Source organism: Mesorhizobium sp. WSM4819 (assembly GCF_055811215.1).
In genome coordinates this window covers 93,492-115,612 of record NZ_JBVVQO010000017.1, presented here as the reverse complement: position 1 = coordinate 115,612, position 22,121 = coordinate 93,492, and the positions used below count along the sequence as shown (strand labels likewise).

12 protein-coding genes and 1 tRNA gene are annotated in these 22,121 nt (G+C 62.1%); 7 read left to right on the top strand and 6 right to left on the bottom strand.

Annotated elements, in window-relative coordinates; genetic code table 11:
• Positions 1 to 5 precede the first annotated feature (5 nt).
• The gene (locus tag AC0L18_RS17410) at positions 6 to 980 is read left to right on the top strand and encodes an ABC transporter permease subunit (protein WP_473493473.1); all 975 of its coding nucleotides are present in this window, start codon (positions 6 to 8) and stop codon (positions 978 to 980) included.
• Complete coding sequence (locus AC0L18_RS17405; RefSeq protein ID WP_473493472.1) at positions 977 to 1,795, top strand: ABC transporter permease; 819 nt, start codon at positions 977 to 979, stop codon at positions 1,793 to 1,795. The genes AC0L18_RS17410 and AC0L18_RS17405 overlap by 4 nt, the downstream gene beginning before the upstream one ends.
• 68 nt (positions 1,796 to 1,863) lie before the next feature.
• Here the strand turns inward: AC0L18_RS17405 and AC0L18_RS17400 are convergent, their stop codons facing one another.
• A complete protein-coding gene (locus AC0L18_RS17400; protein ID WP_473493470.1) occupies positions 1,864 to 3,714 on the bottom strand; it encodes an AsmA family protein in 1,851 nt (616 codons plus the stop codon).
• Between the two features lie 299 nt (positions 3,715 to 4,013).
• On the opposite strand from AC0L18_RS17400, the gene AC0L18_RS17395 reads away from it, so the two are divergent.
• A complete protein-coding gene (locus AC0L18_RS17395) occupies positions 4,014 to 6,008 on the top strand; it encodes an acetoacetate--CoA ligase (protein ID WP_473493469.1) in 1,995 nt (664 codons plus the stop codon).
• 379 nt (positions 6,009 to 6,387) lie between these two features.
• On the opposite strand, the gene AC0L18_RS17390 is transcribed toward AC0L18_RS17395, so the two are convergent.
• The gene (locus tag AC0L18_RS17390) at positions 6,388 to 10,062 is read right to left on the bottom strand and encodes a PAS domain S-box protein (protein ID WP_473493468.1); all 3,675 of its coding nucleotides are present in this window, start codon (positions 10,060 to 10,062) and stop codon (positions 6,388 to 6,390) included.
• Positions 10,063 to 10,316: 254 nt separating this feature from the next.
• Here AC0L18_RS17390 and AC0L18_RS17385 point away from each other — a divergent pair, with 254 nt between their 5' ends.
• Positions 10,317 to 10,775, top strand: a complete 459-nt coding sequence (locus AC0L18_RS17385) for a phasin (protein WP_473493467.1) — start codon at positions 10,317 to 10,319, stop codon at positions 10,773 to 10,775.
• Positions 10,776 to 11,217: 442 nt separating this feature from the next.
• Positions 11,218 to 11,294 (top strand) — tRNA-His (locus AC0L18_RS17380).
• 265 nt (positions 11,295 to 11,559) lie between these two features.
• Here AC0L18_RS17380 and AC0L18_RS17375 read toward each other — a convergent pair.
• The gene (locus tag AC0L18_RS17375; protein ID WP_473493466.1) at positions 11,560 to 13,011 is read right to left on the bottom strand and encodes an acetamidase/formamidase family protein; all 1,452 of its coding nucleotides are present in this window, start codon (positions 13,009 to 13,011) and stop codon (positions 11,560 to 11,562) included.
• Between the two features lie 329 nt (positions 13,012 to 13,340).
• Here AC0L18_RS17375 and AC0L18_RS17370 point away from each other — a divergent pair, with 329 nt between their 5' ends.
• Positions 13,341 to 15,656, top strand: a complete 2,316-nt coding sequence (locus tag AC0L18_RS17370) for an acetamidase/formamidase family protein (RefSeq protein ID WP_473493464.1) — start codon at positions 13,341 to 13,343, stop codon at positions 15,654 to 15,656.
• 10 nt (positions 15,657 to 15,666) lie between these two features.
• Here AC0L18_RS17370 and AC0L18_RS17365 read toward each other — a convergent pair whose 3' ends face one another.
• The 3 genes from AC0L18_RS17365 to AC0L18_RS17355 all read right to left on the bottom strand — a co-directional run bounded on the left by AC0L18_RS17365 (position 15,667) and on the right by AC0L18_RS17355 (position 20,497).
• The gene (locus tag AC0L18_RS17365) at positions 15,667 to 17,607 is read right to left on the bottom strand and encodes a putative bifunctional diguanylate cyclase/phosphodiesterase (protein WP_473493463.1); all 1,941 of its coding nucleotides are present in this window, start codon (positions 17,605 to 17,607) and stop codon (positions 15,667 to 15,669) included.
• Between the two features lie 231 nt (positions 17,608 to 17,838).
• Positions 17,839 to 19,323 (bottom strand): ROK family protein, encoded by a 1,485-nt coding sequence (locus AC0L18_RS17360; protein WP_473493462.1) that lies wholly within the window; start codon positions 19,321 to 19,323, stop codon positions 17,839 to 17,841.
• A 268-nt stretch (positions 19,324 to 19,591) separates the two neighbouring features.
• Positions 19,592 to 20,497, bottom strand: coding sequence for a tagatose-bisphosphate aldolase (locus AC0L18_RS17355; RefSeq protein WP_091595244.1), 906 nt, complete (start codon positions 20,495 to 20,497; stop codon positions 19,592 to 19,594).
• 284 nt (positions 20,498 to 20,781) lie between these two features.
• Between AC0L18_RS17355 and AC0L18_RS17350 the strand changes: the two genes are divergently transcribed.
• A complete protein-coding gene (locus tag AC0L18_RS17350) occupies positions 20,782 to 21,687 on the top strand; it encodes a sugar-binding transcriptional regulator (protein ID WP_473493461.1) in 906 nt (301 codons plus the stop codon).
• The last annotated feature ends 434 nt before the right edge of the window (positions 21,688 to 22,121 follow it).

The following is a 22,121-nucleotide window of genomic DNA, read 5'->3' as shown; positions in this document are numbered from 1 at the left end:
CGGCCATGTCGAATGCCGCTGTCACCGCTGCAACAAGCTCTCGAGCCACCGCTGCCGGCAAATCCGCCCTGGCCAGGCTGGGAGAGGCCTTCGTTGGCCGTCTTGTCATCCTCATCCCGTATCTCTGGTTGGTCTTTTTCTTCCTTGTTCCGTTCGTCATCGTCTTCAAGATCTCGCTGTCGCAGACCGCGATCGCCATACCGCCCTACACGCCGGTGCTCGGCTTCGGCGACGGCCTTGCCGGTTTCTTCGCCCAGCTGAATGAGCTCAGCATCGACAACTACACATGGCTGACGCAGGACGCGCTCTACGTCAACGCCTATGTGACCAGCGTCATCGTCGCCGCCATCTCGACGGTGCTGACATTGCTTGTCGGCTACCCGATCGCCTACGGCATGGCGCGCGCCCCGGCGATGCTGCGCCCGACTTTGCTGATGCTGGTGATCCTGCCGTTCTGGACCTCGTTCCTGATCCGGGTCTACGCTTGGATCGGCATCCTCAAGCCTGAGGGGCTGCTCAACCAGTTGCTGCTCGCCACCGGCGTTATCAGCCAGCCGCTGATCATCCTCAACACCTATACGGCGATCTTCATCGGCATCGTCTATTCCTACCTGCCGTTCATGGTGCTGCCGCTCTATTCGTCGCTGGAAAAGATGGATTATTCGCTGATCGAGGCAGCCAAGGATCTCGGCTGCCCACCGACCAGCGCCTTCTGGAAGATCACCTTTCCGCTGTCGCTACCCGGCGTCATCGCCGGCTGCCTGCTGGTGTTCATCCCCGCCGTCGGCGAATTCGTCATTCCCGACCTGCTCGGCGGCTCACAGACGCTGATGATCGGCAAGACGCTGTGGAACGAGTTCTTCGCCAATCGTGACTGGCCGGTGTCTTCGGCCGTCGCCGTCATCCTGCTGTTGCTGCTGATCGTGCCGATCATGCTCTTCCAGCGGGCCCAGGCCCGCGCCCAGGAGCAGGACAGATGAACCCGACCTGGAGCCGCTTCAACATCACTTCGATCGTGCTCGGCTTTGCCTTTCTTTACCTGCCGATCGTCCTGCTCGTCGTCTTCTCTTTCAACGAATCGAAACTGGTCACCGTCTGGGGCGGCTTCTCGACCAAATGGTACGTCTCGCTGTTCCACAACCAGGGTCTCATGGACGCCACCTGGGTAACGGCCCGTGTCGCCGTCATCTCGGCCACCGTGGCGACCGTGCTCGGCACGCTGGCGGCTCTCACCTTGACGCGCTACACGCGCTTCAAGGGCCGGACGCTGTTTTCCGGCATGGTCTTTGCGCCGCTGGTCATGCCGGAAGTCATTACCGGCCTGTCGCTGCTGCTGCTCTTTGTCGCCGTCGGTCTCGACCGCGGTTTTGTCACCGTCACGCTTGCCCACATCACCCTGACCATGTGCTTCGTCGCCGTCGTCGTGCAGTCGCGCCTGCTCACGTTTGACCGCTCGCTCGAAGAAGCCGCGATGGATCTTGGCGCGCCGCCGGTGAAGACCTTCTTCCAGATCACGCTGCCGGTCATCATGCCGGCGATCGTGTCCGGCTGGATGCTGGCGTTCACACTGTCGCTCGACGATCTGGTCATCGCCAGCTTCACCTCAGGGCCTGGCGCCACCACGCTGCCGATGAAGATCTACAGCCAGGTTCGTCTCGGTGTGACGCCGGAGATCAACGCCGCCTGCACCATCCTGATCGCGGTTGTGGCGGTCGGCGTCATCATCGCGTCGCTCGCCAACAAGCGGCGCGAGGTCCAGCGCCAGCGCGACGAGCAGGCCGCTCAGCGTGGGTGACGAAAGGGGCGGCAGCAGCAAAAGCCGGCAGGAAGCACTTCTGACGACGACCGCAGCAGCTTCGTTGCTTACTCGCCGGATACCCCGCGGCTTATCGGCGAAATGAACGGCGTGCTCCACGTTCCGCCGATGAAGAACGAAGACTGGTTGGGACCTTGGCTATTTGTCTGCGTGGCTGGCTGGTCCGCCTGAATGATGCCGCCGGACAACGCCAGTCCGCGCCCGGCATAGGAGGCGATGCCGGAAAGCCAGATCTTGTACTTCGCCGAATTCGCTTCGGCCTTGTCGATCTTCGCCACACCGTTCGAAATGCTCGCCTTGAGTTCGGCCCCGTCGATCGGCAGCGTTCCGTCGGAGACATCGTCGAGCGCGAAGAACCCGCCCTGTTCATTGTGTTTGAGAAACGCCGGCAGGTTGAACCGGCTCAACGCGCCCTGGCCGAATTTCGCCGAAACCGAGCCGTCGGCGTTTTCGAAAATGGAATCCCAGGTTCTGCCCGGCCCCTTGAGGATGACCGAAACGGTTCCCGTGCCGATCGGCACCAGCCGCGTCATTCCGGCTGCGGTGCCAAAAGCGCCGCCGTCGATGTCGGAGGCGAGCAGCCTGATCTCGACCTGCGTGCCTTCCGGCTTGCGGTCGAAACGAAGGCTGCTCTGGATGTTGCCGCCAAAGGCCGATGCATCGGAAATATCGAAGACGGCAAGACCGTTCTTGACCTGGGCGGTGGCGGCGACGTCGGCAAGCTGGATGGCGCCTGCGGTGGCCTGCGCTGCCGACAGTCTGAGATCGAGATCGATCCGGTCGGCGACGCTTATGTCGATTTCGCCGGGGCCAGCGCCGCTCGTAGGCGCCAGGGGTGCGAAGGCGGAGAGAAACGACCGCAGGTCGAGCGTCTCGAAGGCGAGCGTACCGGCGATCACCGGCCGCGCCTCGCCAAAGGAGAAGTCCAGCGCACCCATTCCCGGATTGTCGTCCAGAGCGATCTCGGTGTTTTCGAATTTAATGCGGCCGGAGGTCGTCGTGAGCTTGCTGGAAACGGAAACCGAGCCAATTGCTGCGCCCGGCGCGATGCCGGCCCGCGACCATTCGAGCGCTCGCCTGAGCGAGGGTGCGGCAAATTTTGCCTGGCCGTCGAAAAAGGCATTCTCGGACATGCTGGCCACGCCGTCGAACGAAAAACTGGCAGGGGCCGCCTTGAAGGAAAGCGTCATCGGCGCCGCACCTCCGCCAAACAGCACCAGCGGGTTTGACGACGCGGCATCCACGGCGACGCTTTCGCCGCGCCAGATCCCGGTCGCCGACAGCGTCGCATTGCTGTTCATTGCGGCCCAGTTCGCCTGGCCGCTCAGGCTGCTCAGTATCTCAGCGTCCTTGCCATCGACGGAAGTCACCACGCGGCCGTTCCTGAACTCCACGGTGCCGAACGGATCAGCCGGCAGCTTGCCCAGGTCCGGCTTGGCTGGATTGGCGCTGACAACGTCGCGAGCGATGTCGATGGACCGGGTGATGCGCCCGCCCGAAGGCAGGGCGGGCAGGAAAAATCCATGTGCTGCGCGTTGAACCCTGATCGTCGGCCGGATCAGCCGCGCCGTCGAGAACACCACATTGCCACGCAACGCCGCCATGGCGGAGAGATTGACCTCGACCCGTTCAGCCTCGATCACCGGCGGCGCGTCGGTCTCTGTCCATTGCGAAAGCGTCACGTCGGCCAGGATGGCACGGAAATTCGGCCAGACCTCGATCCGTGGCGCGCCGTCGATGGTGACCCTGAAACCGCTCCAGGCACTCATTTCCCAGGCGATGCGGTCGCGCACGATACGGGTTGAGGCGACGAGCGGCAGGGCGGCAACGGCCAGCGCGATGACCAGCACGGCAACGCCGATCGCCCATATTCCGCGCCGGATCAAAGGTGATGGCATGTCGCCCCGTATGCTTCCGTTCCGACAAAAAATCGCCCGACGGGTGTAACCCCAGTCGTTTACCTACGACTTAGGGCTGACGCATTTCAAGTCTTTATGGCCCAGCGATGGCATTTGCGCATATCCGCGTCGCTCGGCCGAACAAAATCTTGCTCTGCTGCGTTGCGATATGCATAAGCGATGCCAATGCATGTCGCCAAAATGCGCAACGTTTTTGGATAACGACATGATAATAACAAAAGTCTAAAGCGCGTCGCGTGAATCTCTTCAAGCGTAACGTGCTTTAAGGAGGAACGATCATGGCTGGCGACGCACCGCTCTGGATACCGACCAAAGACCAGATCGACGCGGCGCCGATGACCGCCTTCATGCAGGCCGCGGCGGCCGCAACCGGCAGGTTTTTTTCCTCCTACGGCGATCTTCATCGTTGGTCGATCGACGATCGCGAGGCGTTCTGGAGCCTGGTCTGGGAGTTTTGCGGGATTGTCGGCGACAAGGGCGCCAATGGGGGCGCCAGCGGCGGGATCAGTGGCGGCGAGCACGTGCTCGTCGATGGCGAGAAGATGCCCGGCGCCGCCTTCTTTCCCGACGCCAAGCTTAACTTCGCCGAGAACCTGTTGATAAAAACCGGGCTCGGTGACGCCATCGTCTTTCGCGGCGAGGACAAGGTCGAGCGCCGGCTCTCCTGGAACGAGTTGCATGCGCTGACCTCGCGGCTGCAGCAGCTTTTCCTGTCGCTCGGGGTGAAAAAGGGCGACCGCATCGCTGCCATGATGCCCAACATGCCGGAGACGGTCGCGGCAATGCTGGCGACAGCCTCGATCGGCGCCGTGTGGTCGTCCTGCTCTCCCGATTTCGGCGAGCAGGGCGTTCTGGACCGGTTCGGCCAGATCGAGCCTGTCGTCTTCATCGCGCCCGACGGTTACTGGTACAATGGCAAGGCGATCGAGGTTGCCGACAAGATCGCGGCCGTTGCGGCAAAGCTCGTCACCGTCCGCAAGATCCTGATCGTCGACTATCTCGGCACGTCGACCGATGTGGCGGCGACCATCGAGAAGGCGACTGCGCTGGACGAGGCGGTCTCATCCTTCGCTGCCAAGTCGGTCACCTTCGAACGGTTGCCGTTCGCGCATCCGCTCTACATCCTGTTTTCTTCCGGAACGACCGGCATTCCCAAATGCATTGTCCATTCGGCCGGCGGAACGCTGATCCAGCATGTAAAGGAAGAACGGCTCCACGCCGGCCTGCTCGACGGCGACCGCTTCTTTTATTTCACCACCTGCGGCTGGATGATGTGGAACTGGCTGGTCTCCGGCTTGGCGTCGGGCGCAACCCTTCTGCTTTATGACGGGTCGCCCTTCTACCCTGACGGCAACGTGCTGTTCGACTTCGCCGACGCAGAGAAGATGACCTATTTCGGCACCTCGGCCAAATTCATCGATTCCGTGCGCAAGGCCGGCCTCAGGCCGATCAACACGCACGATCTTTCCAGCGTGCGCACGATCTCCTCCACCGGCTCGCCACTGTCGCCGGAAGATTTCCGCTTCGTCTATGGCGGCATCAAGAAAGACGTGCATCTCGCCTCCATCTCCGGCGGCACCGACATCGTCTCCTGCTTCGTGCTCGGCGTACCGACCCAACCGGTATGGATCGGAGAGATCCAGGGACCCGGCCTCGGCCTCGCCGTCGATGTCTGGGACGACGACGGCCAGCCGCTCAGGCAGGAAAAGGGTGAGCTCGTCTGCACCAAGGCGTTCCCGGCGATGCCGATCGGCTTCTGGAATGATCCCGAAGGCAAGAAATACCACGCCGCCTATTTCGAGCGCTTCGACAATGTCTGGTGCCACGGTGACTTCGCCGAATGGACCGCCCATGGCGGCCTGATCATCCACGGCCGTTCCGACGCGACGCTCAACCCGGGCGGTGTGCGGATCGGCACGGCGGAAATCTACAACCAGGTCGAGCAAATGCCGGAAATCCTGGAAGCGCTGTGCATCGGCCAGGATTTCGACAATGATGTGCGGGTCTTGCTGTTCGTGCGGCTGGCTGCCGGCGTTGAACTCGACGCCGAGCTGGAAAAACGCATCCGGGCGAAAATCCGCAGCGGCGCGAGCCCGCGCCACGTGCCGGCTAAAATCGTCGCCGTCGCCGACATTCCACGCACCAAATCGGGCAAGATCACCGAGCTTGCGGTGCGCGACGTGGTGCATGGCCGTGCCGTCAAGAACAAGGAGGCGCTGGCCAATCCCGAAGCGCTCGAGCTGTTCCGCGACCTGCCGCAGCTGGCCGATTAGTTTCTCGAGGTCAAGACATGCGATCCGTCACGCGTTCAAACGGAGCCGAGCATGGTTAACGAAATATCTCGCTCGAATTTACCTAGATTTCATGAGTGGTACACATTGGTAAATTATTCGCGGTGCCGGTAAGGTTTTGTTAAGGGCCGACATCGATAGTCGTGCGTAACTTGAGGGAGAAATCCCGTTCCTCTAAATCCCCGGAGGATCTGAATTCGCTCAAGCCCCCGATGTACAGCAATCGATCATTCAAGGCGTCCTGTTGGACGCCTTTCTTTTGTGTGCCGAGCATGAGCCAAAGTGGACACCGGTTTTGGGAAAATCCGGTGCTTAAACAAAGAGATAGAGCGGCGACACGGACGACTGAAGATCCGCTGCCCTAATCCGCCAGCACGCGGGTCGACGGGAAGGCGACTTCGACCAGGGTGCCCTCGCCGGGTGTCGAGTTGATGGTGAACCGGGCCCGGTTCGCCTCGACCATGGCCTTGGTCAGCGGCAGCCCGAGACCGGTGCCGTCACCGCGCCCGCGCTTAAGCGCGTTGAGCTGCTTGAACGGCTTGAGCGCCTGCTCGATCTCGGACTGGCTCATGCCGATGCCGGTGTCGCGCACGCGCATCACGACGTCGCCGGAGTTCTCGTAGGATGTCGATACGATCACCTGGCCGCCGGCCTGCGTGTAGCGGATGGCATTCGACAGGATGTTCAGCGCGATCTGGCGCACGCTGCGCAGATCGGCCACCACTTCCGGCAGCCGGGAGGCGAAGCTGGAGCGGATGATGACACGTTCGCGGTTGGCTTGCGGCTGCATCATCGCCACCGTCTCGGCCAGCGTGTCGTTGAGCGACACTGCCTCATAGGCCATCTCCTGCTGGCCGGCCTCGATTTTCGAAATATCGAGCAGATCGTTGACCAGGTCGAGCACATGGTTGCCCGACCGGTTGATGTCGCGCAGATAGTCGCGGTAGCGGTCATTGGCGACCGGTCCGAATTTCTCGTCGACCATCAGCTCGGAGAAGCCGATGATGGCATTGAGCGGCGTGCGGATTTCGTGGCTGATACGGGCGAGGAAGTCGGTCTTCTGCGAGGAAGCGCGCTCGGCCACGGCGCGCGCCTGGGTCAGATCCTCTTCGGCCCGCTTCCACTGGGTGATGTCGCGCACCACCGCGCAGAAACCGCTGTCGTTGGGCAGCCTGCCGATGGTCATGAACAGCGGAATGAAGCGCCCCTGCGCCTCGCGTCCGATCACCTCGCGGCCGTCGTTGAGCACGCTCGCCACGCCGGGCTCAGACAATCCGTCGAGATAGTCTCGCGCGGCGCGCTGGCTTTCGATCGCGAACAGCGAGACGAAGGGTTTTCCGGTCACCTCGTCGCTGTCGAAACCGAACAGCGCCTCCGCCGGTCGGCTGATCGAGCGGATCGTTCCGTCTCGGCCGATCAGCACGACGCCGTCGGTCGCGGTGTCGATGATGGTGCGCATCTCGGCGATGCGCGCCTTGAGCTCGAAAGTGTCCGGCTGAGTCTGATCGTCGGCGGCACCTGCTGCCTCGTCGTCGCCGGAACGGCGCACGACCAGCATCAGCGCCTTGCCGCCACGCCAGGGAACCGAGCGCAGAATGGCCTCGATCGGGAACTCCTGATCGTCACGCGTCTTCAACCGCAGCGCGTGATCGGTTCCATCGGAGGCGCTGCCGTCGTAAGGATCGGCAAACAGCGCGTCGAGGCCACCGGCATCCTCCAGCTGGTCGAGCGTGTCATAGCCGGTCAGGCTGAGGAATTCCTCGTTCGCATAGTGAAGGTCGTCGCCGGAATGGATCAGCAGCGGCACCGGCAGCTTGCCAAGGATCGAAATGTCCGGAGCCTTGTTGTCGTCCGCGGTCGAAAAAGCCGACGGCACGAACCCTTCGAGCTTGAGCGGCGGCACCGGCAGGCGCGGCCGCTCGACCGTCGCCGGCTCGACGTCGCCGGCATCGCCGATGCCATCGGTTGGCGAACCGGTTTCGCCGTCATCGGGTCGCGCCGAGTCCTCGCTGTCTTCTGCATCGCGGAAATCGGCGGCCGTCATGCTGTCGGCGTCTTCGGCGATCGATCGACTGGCGGCGTCGGTGGGCTCAGCGATCTCCTGCGCCGGTTTGTCCGGCTCGGAGACCGGCGCACCGTCGCCATCGGCGGCGACGTAGTCCCGGTCGGCATAGTCGAGCAGCGAGCCTGAGATGTCGGACACGGTTGCTTGCGGCTGCTCACCGTCGAGCCTTGCGACATCCTTCTCGTCTTCGACATCGGTTTCGGTCGGTTCCGCCGCAGCCGGCTCTGCCGCAATTGCGGCGTCGGGCTGTTCGGTCGGGGGATTGTCCTTCTTGAGCCGCTCGCCGATCTCACGGAATGCACTGCGTTCCAGCGTCGACAGGCCTTTGTCGTTGGCCGGCTGCCTGTGCTCCGCCAACCGGATCACCTTGTCGGCAAGGCGCCGCTCCGGCTTCGGCACGATGGTCAGCGCCGGCACCTCGCCCTGGAACGGGTCGGTTTCGTCAGGCGTTTTGGCGACTTCCGGCTCGACGGCCACGGGGACGTCGGCATTGCCGACAAGCGCCATGCCGATCGCTTCCGGATCGACCACCGCATCGCCGGTGCGGGCAACGCCGAAACCGCGAAAGCCTTCGAAGGCACGGCTGCGGCCGTAGACGGGCAGCGCCGCCAGGTCGACGGGTATCTTGAAATCGGTGCCGGCAACCGGCCACAGCACCGAGCGGCCGGACCAGGTATCGCGTCGGTCGAGCAGGCCGGCGATGTCGCCGGTCGCATCGAGGTCGAAGGTGGCCGCCACGTCCCTGAAGCGCCGGCCGATCACATCGGCGGCAGGCTCGCCGACGAGTTCCGCGAATTCCGGCGACAGCGCACTGAATCTGCCCTCGGCGTCGGTGCGCCAGACGAAACGCAGGGGCGCCGCCGCGCGGTCGATCGAGGGGGTGGCATTTTTGACCGGGGAGGCGGCCCTGACGGCATTTTGTGCGAAGCTTTCCGCCGAAGCATCCGCCTCGACAGGACCGGATGCATCCGGTCCCGGCTTTTGCGCCTCCTCCTCGCTGGCGCTGAAATACCAATGGTCATGCTGTGGAGGTATCCCGCCGGCCGCTTCCGGACCCTGCTCGGTTGAATCAGGCGCAGTTGAATGAGATCCGCTCGAATCGAGCCCAGTGGAATCGGGCCCACTGGAATCGGGAACATCATGCTCCGCCGACAGCGAAGTGTCTTCGTCGGCTGCCGCAACCGTCTGCACTGCCGCAGCCGTTTTCGCGACTATTGCCGGCGGGGTGTCCTGTTGTGCTTTTGGCGGGACTGCGGCATCGACCGCCGCCCCTGCGCTGAGCACGGCAGCAGGGGCTGCTTCGGAGTCCAGCTGGTTCTCGTCGATCACCACCAGCAGGTGCCGCTCGTCAGTCAGCCGGGCGAGGCCGGCCGGGTAGGAAGCGGTGCTGCCAGGAACCAGGCGTTTGACGACGCGACCGCTCTCGTTCGCAACATCGGCGACAAGCGCTGTCAGCGTTTCGGGCAGGATGCCGAGTGCCGAAAAACCATCGGAAGCGGCCTCTATGTTGCCGTTGGCATGGACGAAGGCGATGAAATGACCGTCTTCGGTAAAGCCGCTGATGGCCCGAGCGGCAAGCTCGGCGGCGCTGCGCGAGCCGGTCTGCGTCGCCGGCACCGCCAGCATGATGGCGTTTTCGCCGTCAGGCATTGTCACCTCGCTGGCCAGAAAGCCAACCGCGCGGCTGGTCAGCCCGGTTGCCAGCCGCACCGTGATGGCGCGGTCGCGGCCGATCTGTGGAAAACCGCTTGTCGCCATGATCTGGCGCCTGGCGATCGGCGGCAAGCCGGCCGAGGCGCCGATGATCGCCTCGATGGCGGGGTAGCCGAACACCGCTGCCCCTGGTCCGTTGGCCCAGATCACCTGTTCGAGGTCTGCCGACAAAAGGGCGATCGCGTCGCCGGCGGCAAAGCGCTGGCGGACCGCGTCGAGCACGGCGACGTCGAGGAAGGAGTAGTTTTCAGACGGCATGCGCTTTGGGAACCCTTACGAAGCGGGCAGTTTGCAGTTAACGCTTTGTTAATAAAAGCCGACGGTGCGAAGGTCCACAAGCCATAGCGTGCAACCGCCGGAATCTCTGGGCGCGTGGTTAACGCTGGGAGAGAAAATTTATGGTGCGCTGCAACAAAGATATTGCAATGCACAAGATTTGCCTTTATATTGCCATCATACATGAACGAGACGGCTTTCCTATCGAAGCCGCTACCACTGCAAAGGATGGAAAATTGTCCAGGACCAAGACCGCTGACACTATCGAAAACGTTGAATTCCCGAGCTTCGACGCTTCCAAGGCCACCGACCAGATCCGTGCTTTCGCCGAAAAGGGCGTCGAGCAGTCGAAAGAGGCCTATGCCAAGCTGAAGACCGGCGCCGAAGAGACCCAGAAGGCCCTTGAATCCACCTTTGAGACCGCCAAGAGCGTTTCCAACGACCTGTCGCTCAAGACCATTGCCGCTCTGCGCGCCAATACTGAAGCCGGCTTGTCGCATTTCGAAGCTCTGATCGGCGCCAAGTCGCTGTCGGAAGTCGTCGAACTGCAGACCGCATTCCTGCGCAAGCAGGTCGAGATGACTGTCGAGCAGGCAAAGGATTTCCAGACCGTCGCCTCCAAGGCGGCCGAGGACGTCTCCAAGCCGATCAAGACCGCCTTCGAGAAGGCGATGAAGGAAGTTAAGATCGCCTAATATTTGCGCATAGTTCGAAGATGCAACAAAAGGTCGCATTTCTTCGAACAGGATTATGTGAGATATAGTGGTCCAAGCGAATACCCGGCGGGTGGAACCTCCTCCCTCTGCTCTCCGGGATGACCAGCCAGCACCTCCTCCCGCTGGCTCGGAACAGGAAAAGGCCGGCACCTCCTCCCGCCGGCCTTTTTCTTTGCCCGGCGAATATGATGTCGGTGCTGGAGCACCCTTTGCCTACAGCGCCACGCGCCGTCCCGCACGCGCAAAGCGCGCTGCGGAACCCTGGGATTTTGCGCATGATCCCCAGCGAAATCGATTCTGATTTTCCGGGCCATGCGCGGCCAAAAGCCTTGAATTAAACTCCGATAGCCCGTATGGACGCATCGCCGAACGACAGAGCGGGTCTCGGAGGATGAACGTTCCATCCCGCTCAGGCGAACGTGCCGTTGTAGCTCAGATGGTTAGAGCGCCGGATTGTGGATCCGGAGGTCGCTGGTTCGATCCCAGCCAACGGTACCATTGGTGCACGGTCGCCTTCTTCGGTTGCGGCCGCTTCTCTTGGCTACAGATGTCCGTTCTTACGGAGGGACCGGTCGGTGCCCCGCTTGGTTCGGATTCCTGATGCATGTTGCGCAAAAGCATGCCCTCGGGCCTGACCCGGGCCTGACCCGAGGGTGCGCAGCGTAAAGCGCGTCGCATGAATTCCTTCAAACGCGACGCGCTTTAGCCGTTGTCGAGCTTCCGAGTAACGGCGATGTAATGCGAGATTTAGTTACCCACCATCTCAGGCGACACGTGCAGCGAAGATGTCCTTCTTCACCACCGCATGCACCCCCCAGTTTCCATCGACAACCTGGGTGATGCCGAAGTCTACGCCGATCGACATCAGGGAAATCGCCTCGTCCTCTGTCAGTCCTTTGGTTGTCATGAGGAAGTGGCGCATCTTCCGGAACGCATCGCGCAGCGCTCTGTCGACAGACGACTTCGAATAGATGTCGCTCTGAGCGCTCGGTCCCAGTTCCTCAAGATAGTTGGCGTAGGAAAACCCATGCACCAGCCAGTCCGTTTGCGTCTCGAGCATGGGGTAGTTGAGCTCCTCGAGTGGTGTGCCGGCTAGGTCCGCTTTCTTGTGCAAGATGAGCTGGAACGTGCCGGTGAGCGAGCATTCGATCGCCGTCCCGCATAATTCGCTGTCGCCTTGGCTGGCATGGGGATCACCGACCGAGAGCAGCGCGCCGTCGACGGAGACCGGATAATACATCGTGGCGCCCTTGCCGATGCGCCAGTTATCGATGTTGCCGCCGGTGTAGCTCGGCGGGATGGTGTCTACGACGTCCGCTTCTTTCGGTGCCAGTCCGATCGTGCCGAAATGCGGGCGAATGGGCAGTCTCACGCCCTTCAGCACATCGTAGTTTCGTTTGGTCAGGCTGTGGTCGACCGGAACCCCGGGATAGTCGATCGTGTCATGCCTGACGCCGAACGGGTCAGTCTGCGGCACCCATTGGAAATTGTAGACCGCTTCGGCCCAGCTTTTGCCGCCGGCAACGTCGACCTCGTAGATGGTGACGACCTCGCGCTTGGTGCCGCCAAGGAGATCGTTGTAGTGGAAGCCCCAATTGGCCGCCGCGTTGGAGCCATATGATTTGCCGCTGAACTTGGGATTGCCAGAGGGACGCGGCCCGCAATCGAGAATCCGCACCTCTAATATGTCGCCCGGCTCCGCGTTGCGGACATAGACCGGGCCGGTCATGATGTGCACGCCCTGCCCCTCACCAGAACCTTTCTTGTACTTGGCCGGGTCGGTAGGGCCGGCACCGCGGCGGTCGACGCCCTTCTTCTCTTTCGTCCAGAGATAGACGCTCTCTGCACCCTCGTCGCCGTCGACCATGCGCTCCAGGTCATCGCCCGCATGGTGGGTGAGCGACTCGATCGTGACGATGTCGCCGGAATTGACCTCGATGCGCGGCTTCAGCGATTTGCTGAAGTAGCCCCAATGCACGGTCTCGGCGTTGGCTGGCAAATAATGATAGGCGCGTTGTGCAGGCAGCTTCGATGACGTGGCCTGCGCCAGTGCGGGTGTGACCAGCGAGATGCCACCGGCGCCCAGCGTGGCCAGACCGCTGGCCGCGAACAGGCTCCCCTTCAGAAAGCCGCGTCGCTCGGCATTTAGATCTTGCTTCAATTTGTTGTAGTGAAGCTCGAAATGCGGACAGCTGATATCATCGCCTTTGCACATGAACAGTCCCCTTGTTTTTGTTGGAAGGAATGTGCGCGATTTTATGCATCACGCGCGCCATCGGCAATCCAGCCAGCCGGCCGCGAAATCAATGCGTCGCGCTGTTGCCTAAATAAATACGGGTCAATTCAATGGCTTACGCTCACGCCGGCAAGACCGGCGAGCTTGAGCTCCGCCTGGTGACAGGGTAAAGTCAAGAGATTGTTCGCATGCGCACAAAGACTGTCGCCGGCGTCGCGCTAAAGTGAATCTCGGCGGGCGGGTCGCCTGATGGACGTAACGCGCCCCGGAAAGGCCGCTGCAGTATGCAACAAGGACCCTCTTCTCTTATGGTTGCTGCTCTGCGATCGATCGACCATCTGCCCCTCGAACACCGCGACAAGGCGTGGCTCGACTGGTTTGAGGAGCTCTCGCTTTCCGCGTCTGTCGACGACCAGCCGATCCCGAGAGGCACCATGCACCTGCGGGCAGCGAACGCCACCACGCGCCTCGCAGACGTCTCTGGTACACCCCAGCGCATCGTGCCGATGCGCCGGGACCACGGGATTCTTTTCGCTCTCATCGTTGCTGGGCGCGGGCGTCTTGTCGCCCCGCACCAGGCGTTCGATCTCGCTGACGGCGACATGATGGTGCTCGGCACGGCCGACGACTGGTCTATGACCTTTCGCAGTGACTTCCGCGCGTTTATACTTCAGGTGGCCGCCGGTCCGCTGGAAGCACGGCTGGGCCGCAGCGGCATCCGCTTGCCGAAGGTGCTGGGCAGCACCGTCGTCGCTGCGGTTGCGAAATCCGGATTGCGAACGCTGGGCTCCAATCTCGAGACTTCCGGTGCGGCCGATCTGACAGCCGCCGAAGTGGCTTTGACGGAACTCGTGGCAAGCGCCCTGCTTGGTGAGGTACGTGAGCCCGCTGGCAGCCTGACCGGGGTGCAAACGGCGCATTTCAGGCGCGTCGCGGCGACGATTGACGCCCGGCTGTCGGACCCGGATCTTGCCTTGGCCCTGATCGCGAGACTGGAAGGGCTTTCCGTACGCTACGCGCAAAAACTGTTCGAGAGGCGCGGCGAAAGCTTCTCCGAATATGTGCGCCAGCAGCGCCTCGAACATTGCCGCATCGACCTGGCGGATCCCAACCATGCACATGAAAGCGTGGCCGCGATCGGACAGCGCTGGGGCTTTCGCGATCAATCGCATTTCAGCCGCACTTTCGGTGCGACGTTTGGAATGAGTCCCAGGCAGGTGAGGCGCGCCAGGTCGCAGACGGAGGAGGTTTATCCGCTGCGCGGCAAACCGGACGGCCGCAAGTCGGCGGCGGCGCGGCCGGCCCCGATGCTGCAGGCCGCTATGAATCGCCCGCCAACGGCAAGAGCGCGCGAACGCACGGACCATTGGCATTTGCCAGCAACAGCGGAGACCGTGCATTGGGGCTTTTTCAGCCGCTCGCTGCCGCCGGTGTTGCGCGTCGATCCGGGCGACTCAGTCACCGTTGAGACACTCACTCAGCACGCGGGCGACGACTGGCAGCGGATGGTGACGGGTGACAGCGGGGCTGAAAGCGTGTTCGATTGGTCACCCGAATACAAGCGCGTCGACCGTCGCGGGGCCGGTCCGGCAAACGCTTCCATCTTCGGGCGCGGCGCTGGCGAAGGGTTCGGCGTTCACGTCATGACTGGCCCGATCTATGTGCGCGGCGCCGAGCCCGGCGACGTGCTCGAGATCGAGTTCGTCGAAATTCGTCCACGGCCGAGCGCTGCCTTTCCCGGCAAGGCCTTCGCATCGAACGTATCGGCGTGGTGGGGGTATCAGTATCACGACCTTCTGGACCGGGATGCCAAACGCGAAACGGTGACTATCTTCGAGATCGACATGCGGTGCCTGGCCGCAGCGCGGCCGCTGTACAGCTACGAATGGCAGCCGCAGACCGACCCCTTCGGCGTTGTCCACGCGACGATCGACTATCCTGGCATACCCGTCGACCACAGCAAGGTTTCGCATCGCGACTTGAGTGGTAGCGGCGTGCGCATACCGGCGCGCCTGCATTTCGGGTGCATCGCGGTGGCTCCGCGCGAGGCCGACCTGGTCGATTCCATCCCGCCGGGCTATTTCGGCGGCAATATCGACAATTGGAGGATCGGAGCCGGCGCGAAGCTTTATTTGCCCGTTGCGGTTCAGGGCGCACTGCTCTCGCTCGGCGATGGACATTTCGCGCAGGCGGACGGCGAGATCAACGGCACGGGTCTTGAGTGTTCGCTGACCGGCGACATCATCATCAAGCTGCACAAGGCGGGCGAAGGGTGTCCGGCTTTCCTGCGCGGTCTCAACTCGCCGCTCATCGAAACCGAGCACAGCTGGGTGATAGAGAGTTTTAGCCATCCCAACTACCTCAGGGACCTCGGCAGCAACGCGCAGTCGGACGTCTACAAGACATCCACCATCGAGTTGGCGCTGCGCAACGCCTTCCGCCAGACGCGTCGATTCATCATGCAGACATACGATCTCACGGAGGACGAGGTGTTGAGCATCATGTCGCTTGCCGCCGACTTCGGCATTACGCAAGTCGCCGACGGAAATTTCGGCGTGCACGCCACGATCACCAAGGCCGTGTTCGGCGAGCGACAGCACAGCCAGCGTACCGCTCGCCCCTGACCACCCATGATCAGAGATCACGCAGCGGTTTCATTGATGGCCCCCACAACTCCGTAGCGTGCTCTTTTAGTGCCACCTCGAGCGCCTGGCTTAGCGGCACCGCCCTGGAGAATAGGAAGCCCTGAGCCGTTCTGCAGCCGAGCTTGTACAGAATTTGCCGGTCCGCCTCTGTTTCGACGCCCTCGGCCATGACATCGATCCCGAGCGCCCGACCAAGATCGATCACCGTTTTGACAAGCAGCCGATCTTCCCGAGACTTGGCCAAGCCGCGAATGAAGCCTTGGTCTATTTTCACCTTGCGTATCCGGCTGTCCTTGAGCGACGCCAACGTGGAAAAGCCGGTGCCGAAGTCATCGAGCGCGATGGAAATGCCGGCATGTGAAAGCCGTCCGAGCTTTTCATCCAGTCTTTCCGGGTCCACTGGAGATTCTTCGGTAATCTCGATTTCGAACATCGTTGTCGGGAGGTCTTTTGCCGCCAGACCATTCAGAACCATGTCGTCGATATCGCCGGCTTCCAATTCGCGCGGCGAAACATTCATTGCCACACGAACGTCTCGACGGTCAGCTTTCACCAAGCCGTCGATAAGAGCACAACAGTCGGAGAATACCGTTTGCGTTAACAGTTGAAGCATTCCGGTTTCGCGTGCGGCTGTCATGATTTCGGGTGGAGAGATGGAACCATGGATCGGATGGGACCACCTCAACAGGGCTTCGAAACCGATCACGGCTTCGGTGTCGAGTCTCACGATGGGCTGGAACCAAGGTGCCACCCTTCTCGCCTCTATCGCCGAATGAAGGTCGCGTTCGATGGACTGGCGACGTTGCAATTCCCTGTCGAGTTCGGCATCGAACAGGCGAAATTCGTTCCTGCCACGACGCTTGGCCGTGTAGAGGGCGACATCCGCCCGCAGCAACATTTCCGTCAGCCCCGGCCTTTCAGCCAGGTATATTCCGATCGATGCACCGATCCGGACGGACGCGACCTCACGATAGGGGCTGGCGACTTTGGCTATGATATTGGATGCGAGGGTACTGGGAGAAAGCGAACTCCTGAGTGAGGGAAAAAACAGCACGAACTCATCGCCGCCGATACGGGCGAGCGTTGAGCCTGCCGGCGCTGCCTGCTCTATGCGGCGGGCGATCATGACGAGCAGTTCATCACCGGTCCTGTGACCGTAGGTATCGTTGACAGATTTGAAGCCGTCCAGATCAATCAGCATTGCAACGAACGGGCCGTCCGTATTCTCGAACTGATTGATCGCGTGTTCGAGGCCCCGTCTGTTGAGAAGGGCCGTTAGGTGGTCCTCCCTGGAATTGCGCTCCATTTCCGCCGCAAGCCGCTCCGCCTCATGTCTCAGGCGGCTTGCTTCGCGGAAGCGGGCTTGCCCTACAAACGAGCCTCGAACCAAGCCGCCCACGAAGAGCAGAACGGCAAAGGCCAGAATGTAATCTTCAAAGTTGCCTTTCGCCAGCAAGCAAGCCATCGCGACCACAAGCGGCGGCGTGATGAAGTTGATCGCGGCCGCGGCATATGAACTGCCGTATGTAACCGCACCAGCTGAGATGCCCGCCAGAATAATCAGATGCAACGGCGCTTGCGGCGTTGTGTAGCCAACGGTAAGGACGGCAAGAAAGGACCAGGCAAACCCTGACAGAAGAGAAAGGATGCCAAACCAGCGAAGCCGCTGCGAAATCCCTGTTAAATCGTCCTGATCCCCCGTCTCGTTTAGCTGATAACGGGCGAGTCCGAGGCGGGCGGCATTTATGGCATTGATAACCAGGAACCAGATTGCGGCGGCAAAGCCCCCGCCAGAAAAGGCCTGCACCGTCAAAATCAGGCCTGATAGCATAGTGCTTATCGGCATCGATACGAAGAGACCGGCCTTCAGATCAGCAAGCTGATCTCCGAGGATTCTGGCCTCCAGCGCGTTTTCTTTCTTTAGGGCCATAGACCAGTCGGTTCGCTTCCCATGCCGATTCGCAACGTAAGCTTATGCAAGCCCACTGAAGGACGGGTTAACTACTCAGCTTGTATCAGCCTTCTGCGAGGCCTTTGTATGAATCCTCCTCATTTGTGCGGTGATAGAGAACATGGATCGGCAGCATCCTGACGCTCGGGAACAACTTAAGGCGCGTCGCATGCATCCGTTCAAACGCGACGTGCTTGGGGGCTGCGCTGCCTACCTGTCAGCCGCAATCGTCGCCTGCAGCCATTGCGTGATGGCGTCGAAAGCGATCGGTTTGGTCGTGTCGACGTCAAGCAGCGGTCCGCGCCGCAGCGGCTCGGCGCGCTTGGCCAGTTCGATCAGTTCAGGGATGTAAGCCGCGCCGGGATGGCCGGCGGGACGCTGGTCGAGCCGTGCGCGATAGCGCTCGGCAAGAACCTCGCCAGGCGCATGGCACCAGATCTCGGCGGTCTGCTCGACGCCGGCGCTGCGCAGGTGATGCTCGAGCACCTGGCGCGGCTGGAAACCGAACCAGGCGTCGACGACAAATATGGCGCCCGCCGGGGCCTCGCCGACGACCGACCAGATGGCCTGGTAACTGGCGCGGCCGAGTATGCGGTTGAATTCGCGATCGCCGCCGCCGAGCACTTCCAGGAACGGGTTCTTGATCGTATCGAGCGCCAGCAATGGCCAACCCATGTGCGCGGCGATGCCGCGCGAGACCGTGCTTTTGCCGCTGGCGGGGATGCCGTTGACGAGCACGGCGCGCCGGCCGGGCACGGCGCGCCTGGTGCGATCGAGCCGGGCGGTCGGCAAGGATACTGGCGAGGCTTGTGCAACTGCTGATTGTGCAACTGCCGCTTGCGCGGCGAGCGCTTGCAGACCGGCGCCGATGACCCCGGCGTCGTCACCCAGTTGCGCCGCTTCCACCGGGCATTGGTACCAGGGCGCCAGGGCAGGAGCCCTGGCAAGCGCCCGATGGGCCGCCAGGCCAAGTCCGCCGCCGAGCAGCACCAGGTCGGGGTCGAACATGGCCACGGTCGTGTCGATTGCCGCACGCAGCGGCCCGGCCCAGGCTTCCAATATACCACGCGCCAAGGGATCGCCGCCCGCATCCCGGGCAAAAAGCTGATCGACCGAAACGTCCGGACCGAGGCCTGCCCGCGCGATATGACGGCCAAGTGCGGTACCTGAGCTTGTGGTTTCAACGCAGCCGCTCCGGCCGCAGACGCACGCTTCGCCTGATATGTCGACGGTAATATGGCCGAGCTGCCCCGCCGTCCCCTTGCCGCGGACGATCCGCCGGTCCTGGACCACGGCACCGCCAATGCCGGTCCCGATCGTGAACATGACGATGCTTTCATGGCCTCTGGCGCCGCCCAGGGCCATTTCCGCGACCAGTGCCATGTTGCAGTCATTGTCGATCACCACGGGCTTGCCCGCCAGGCTTTCCAGTCGTTGCGCAGGGGAGACCGAGGCGAGGTTGACATAGCCCCCTGACAAGACCGCGCCAAGCCGCGCATCGACGCGGCCGGGGACGCCGATGCCGACGGCCGCAACTTCGGGACAATCGAGCCGGCGCACCATTTCGGCGATCCGGGAGAGCACGAGCTCGGGGTCCGGCGCGCTTTTCTCGGAAATGCGCTCGAGGATTTCGCCCGTGCCGGAAACACGGGCGGCGCGCAGATTGGTGCCGCCGATATCGATTCCTATGGCCATCGAACCAGAGCCTGTTCCATTTCGACTAAATCGAAATGGGGCTCTATCTCTTTGTTTGACCATGATCTTCTCCGAAAACCGGTCCCCACTTTTCGGGATCATGGTCAGAGGCATGACGTCCCGTGCGTGCCTGGTGTGAATGTCGGATAACTACAGCGCCGCGCATCCTGGTGCGCACAGGACGCTATAGTACTTTTATTTGCGCATGATTCTTTTCGAAGATCGACTACGATTTTGCATCGCGGACCTTCGGTTCTGGGTCATCGAGCTAAGCGGCTTTCTGCCGGTAATTTCCGATCACCGCCTGAAGCTCGCGCAATCTCGACACCGCGATAGTCCTGAGCCTTTCACGCTGAATGTCACGGTCGAGCGAGATGCAGTCCTTCCACAGCGACCGGCCGGCGATGACGCCTGACGCGCCGTTCCTCATCGCGATCTCGACCTGGCCCAGGAAGGTTGCGTGGTTGACGCCGGCGGAGAGGACCGCCCAGGGCACCTCGCCAGCCATGCTGCTGATCCTGGCGCAGGCTTCCGGCGTTCCGGGATAAGGAAGCTTGAGCACCTTTGCCCCGCATTCCAGCGAAATACGGGTGCCCTCTTCGACGAGCCAGGGGATCTTGGCCGTATACTCTTCAAGGCTTTCCGCTTCGAGCTGATAGGTCAGGAACTCGACGACGAGCAGGAGGTCCTCTTGCGCGAAATCGGCGATGCATTGGCGCAGAATGGCGACATTATGCTCGTTCGCCTCAGGCCTGTCGGGCCTGAGATAGACCATGATCTTGCCGCCGGTGCCGCCGAGCTCGCGCACGCGGCGCGCGCCGATGCCGGGAACGAGACGCGAAAGGCGGTAGCCGGCAGGCGAGACGTCGAAGCCCGAAGCGTCGAGGCCGATGAGCAGAGCCGTATCGCGGCTCAGCACCCCGTCATCGACAACCCGCGGCACCGCGCAGAGCGGGTCGAGCAGCACGCAGGATGCCTGGCTGGCGAGGTATCGCGTGATGTCCGACTTGGTGTCGCCCAGCATGTCGTTGGTGATCTTGGCCTGTTCTTCAGGGTCCGACGCAAGCAAGCTTCGCATGCCGCCGCGCTGGTCACAGGCGATGGCCATCATCGCCCCGTCCTTGCCGCATATCTGCTGGTAGCCGCGCAACTCTGCGGTCGTCATCTTTGTCATGGGTCTTCTATCCGATGTTGGCGCCCATTCACCGGGGCGCAGATCAGTGGAAACAAGAAAGGTTCAGTTTTACCTGCCTCCCGACAGGAGGTTTTGCCGCTTTGCTGTGCTATCGGACCGAGAAATTCGGCCTTGGCCGCAATCTGCCGTGGAAACCAGCCTACGTTGCGAGTCAGCCGGATTTGCGCGATAACTCCCATCGGTCGATGGGTCTGTAACACATTGCTGAAAGGAATTGCAAGCTGTCTGCACCTCCCGCACAAGATGCAGCCGCATCGCGGACGATGCTGCATACGGTCGCCAAACTGCACTATGAGGCGGACATGTCGCAGGTCGATATCGCGCGGCGGCTTGGCGTCTCCACCGCGACCATATCGCGCCTCCTGCAGCGGGCGAGAGCGGAGGGCATCGTGCGGATCGAGGTTCTCGATCTTGCAACCCCCGAAGTCATCACCACGCAACTGGTCGAGGCACTCGGGCTGCGTGACGCGGCGGTCATCGAAACGCCGTCAGCCGGTGCGCTGGCGGCGCTCGCTGCGCCGCTCGGCGCCTTGCTCAAGCAAGCGGGACTGACAGCCGGCTCGGTCGTCGCCATCGGCTGGGGGCGAGCCATTCGCCAGGTGATCCAGGCAGGCCTGCCGCGCATTCCCGGCGTTCTTACCGTCGCTGCCACCGGCGGCATGCAGCAGCAGGCGGCACATTTTCAGATCAACGAGTTTGTGCGGCTGGCCGCAGAAGAGCTGGGCGGGACGCCGCATTTCATCCATGCGCCCTATCTGCCGTCGTCCGAATTGCGTGAGGTCTTCCTCGGCGATGCGGCCATCCGCGACAGCGTCGCGCTTTGGGACCGGACCGACGTTGCGATTGTCGGCATCGGCCTGCCCCATGCCATCAATCCGCCCGAAGCGAGCGCGGCCACGCTGAGCGAACAGGTCCTGTTTCATGCGGCGGGAGACGTCATCCGCCACTACTTCGACGCCGAAGGCACACTCATCCCGTGGGAGGGGGAGGGCCGGATGATCGCAATGTCGCCGGCCCAGCTTCGAGCCGTCCCGCTGGTGATCGGCGTTGCCGCCTCGCCGGAGAAGGCGAAGGCGATCATAGGTGCCGCCCGCGCCAGGCTTATCAATGCTCTGGTGACGGACACGAAGACGGCCCAGGCTATTCTCGAGGCTCTCTTGCCCCGATAATGCCGGGCACGCCGATACGTGACATCGGCACAGCTGATCGATTCCAGACCGATCGACACCAAACCCGCAGCCGCGAATCATCGCCGCGAAATCATCAGTTGTGTCGTCAAGGCGTTGGGGCAATAGTCTGCGGGAGGGGCTCTGCGGAGCAGACAGATGGTGTCCGGTTTGAAAGCGTTTCGATCCCGGAAATGTGCGGTTGCAATTTCTTTCAGCAAAGTGTTACAACATTGCGGCCAGGCAAGCATGCGCGCCGAGCGGCGCAGTTTCCTGCACCTTGCGGAGGCTCGTAACGGGACTGCGCATCAGGCTGGTCGGTTTCGACGGTCGATTTAATGACTGGGGCGCTTGGGAGGAGGCTGCCCCATAACAGCAAGCAGGCGAAATCCGCTTCTCGCCGCCAGCACTTCACAGAGCCGGGACGACTCGCAACG